The organism is Chromobacterium amazonense (assembly GCF_001855565.1).
In the GTDB taxonomy this organism is placed as follows: Bacteria; Pseudomonadota; Gammaproteobacteria; order Burkholderiales; family Chromobacteriaceae; genus Chromobacterium; species Chromobacterium amazonense.
In genome coordinates this window covers 1-2,426 of record NZ_MKCR01000025.1, presented here as the reverse complement: position 1 = coordinate 2,426, position 2,426 = coordinate 1, and the positions used below count along the sequence as shown (strand labels likewise).

General features: G+C 64.0%; 3 protein-coding genes. All 3 read right to left on the bottom strand.

All coding sequences use genetic code 11. The features are described from left to right. Positions 1-53 precede the first annotated feature (53 nt). A complete protein-coding gene (locus BI343_RS10255) occupies positions 54-551 on the bottom strand; it encodes a disulfide bond formation protein B (RefSeq protein WP_071109625.1) in 498 nt (165 codons plus the stop codon). 89 nt (positions 552-640) lie between these two features. Then, positions 641-1,780, bottom strand: a complete 1,140-nt coding sequence (locus BI343_RS10250; RefSeq protein WP_071109624.1) for a patatin-like phospholipase family protein — start codon at positions 1,778-1,780, stop codon at positions 641-643. A gap of 76 nt (positions 1,781-1,856) precedes the next feature. Continuing rightward, positions 1,857-2,426, bottom strand: a 570-nt coding sequence (locus BI343_RS10245; RefSeq protein WP_139165702.1) for a DNA glycosylase family protein, incomplete at its 5' end; no start/stop codon positions are given.

Here is a 2,426-nt window from a genome sequence, read left to right as displayed (position 1 = left end):
GCAAAAAAGCGCGGACGATGCGTCCGCGCTGCAGGATTGAATCGGGCCGACCATCAGCCGCGGCGACGGCTCACCAGCCACAACGTCCAGACAATCACGCCCACAAAGAACACCGCCACCCAGAACGGCATGGTCATGCCGAGAAAACGGCCCTGGATCGCCGCGCACTCGCCGCTGCCCTTCAGCACCTTGGACAGCACCTCCCACAAGGGGAAAGACTCCATCAGGAACTCCAGCCCCGGCCCGCATTGCGGCACCTGGTCCGCCGGCAGGCTTTGCAGCCACAGCTGGCGCACCGACACCCCGCCGCCCGCCAGCGCGGACAGCGTCACCAAGCCCGCCCATACCCTGGCGCCGGTTCTGCCCGGATTATGCAACGCGGCCAGCAGCGCGCAGACGCCCACCGCCATCACCCCTATGCGCTGCAGAATGCACAGCGGGCAAGGCTCTTCGCCCAGCTGATATTGCGCGAACAGCGCAAAGCCGATGGCGCCGGCGCAAGCCGCCGCCACCAATAAAAACCCTTGCCGGTTGCTGATATTCAAACCCATGCCCCTTAGCCTTTCCTGATATGTCTTGCGAGTAACGCAGTGTAAACGGAAAAGCTCAGATTGGGGCGGCTTGGCAAAGTTCCGAATGCTCACAATTCCAGAAAAGCCCGGATCTCTTCTTTGTGAGCCAGCGCGTCATGGTAGCCCAGCGCAATCAGCTCGCGGCAGTACCCCGGCTCGAACAGCAAATAGGTGGCCAAGGCCGTGCCGCGCTGCTTGGTGCCGCCCGTGCCCTTCATGATGAAGCGTAATACCGGAGGAAACAGATCGGTATGGCGGTAAACAATGCCCTCCAGCGACTTGCTGGGATTCAGCTGGAAAATCTCCACCCTCTTCAGCGAGGTCCGGCAGGCCAGCTCGGCGTGATCCTGCAGCAGGGAAACCGTGTGATTGACGCGCTGCAAGCGCTCCATATCCACCGCCATGCTGTCGATGAACACGCTGTTGAGCAAGTGGCCGAACACCTGGGCCGGCAGCGGATAGGAGCCGACATTGCGCCGCTCTATCGTATCGGGCCGCTGACTGGCCAAGCCCACCACGAACAGCTTCTCCGCCCCCAGGTGCAGCGCCGGCGACAAGGGCGACAGCTGGCGCACCGCGCCGTCGCAATAAAACTTCTCCCCTATTTTCACCGACGGGAAGATCAGCGGAATGGCCGAGGTCGCCATCACATGATCCAGGCCGATGCGTTCGCGCAGGCCTTGCCGCTGATAGCGCGACCACTCGTCCAGCGTCTCCGTTCCCTGGAAAAACGTGACCGACATGCCCGTGGTGTAACAGGACGCGGTGAGCGCCAGCGCCTGCAGGGCGCCGCTATGAATGGAGCGGTCCACGTCATCGAAATTCATGATCCGCCCCAACAGGCCGCGCAGCGGTGCATTATCGAGAAAACTCTGCGGATTGCGCCAGAGTCGACCGCCGCTCAGCAGCGAAAGTCCGAAATGCAGGAAGGTTTTGACGAAGTAGAGCGTGCTGGCGTCGTAGACGTCATGGATGTGCAGCTGTTTCCACACCTTGGCCAACGTGGACACCGCCAATTGATAGTTGCCGGCGCCCGATGCCAACGCCACGGCATTGATCGCGCCGGCCGAAGTGCCGCAAATGATGGGAAAAGGGTTGCGCTCCGGATCGGGCAACAGCCGGGAAATGCCCAGCAACACCCCAACCTGATAGGCTGCGCGCGCGCCGCCGCCGGACAACACCAAACCGATTCTGCTCGGCCTGCGCATGACTCGCCTCTTTCCGAACGTCTTATTAGTTCTATTAGAGATAGTCAAAAACGCAGCGCAGCAGCAAGCCTGTCGCTCAGAAGCCGCCCGCCTGCAGCAAGGCCCACAAATGGGCCGCCACCAGCGCGCGCCAGGGCGCGAAATCCCGCAGCCAATCCTGCGTCCGCTGCGGATCCGGCTTATCCGCCATCCCCAAGAGCATGCCCAGCGCCTTGCGCACCGCCACATCGCCATGCAGCGAGCCGTCCAGCCAGCCGTAACCGCGCAGCAAGGCGTAGCTGACCGTCCACGGACCGATGCCCGGCACCGCCAGCAAGCGCTCGGCGATGTCGTCGGCCAGCGCGCCATCCAGCCAGTCATCCAACGGCAGCATCCCGCTGACCACGCCCTGGCTCAGGGCCAGCAAGGCGCGGCTTTTGGCGCGGGAAAAGCCGGCCTCGCCCAGTTGATCCGCCGTCAGCGCCGCCAGCCGCGCCGCATCCGGGTGGCACAGCAGCCCGGAAGAGTGCCTGCAATCGCACAGCAGCAGCATGCGCCGGCGCAGCGTCACCGCGGCCGCCACGCTGATCTGCTGGCCGGTGATGGCCCAGGCCAGCGCCTCGAACGGCGTGGCCGTCTGCGGCACCCTGAGGCCGGCTTGGGCGGC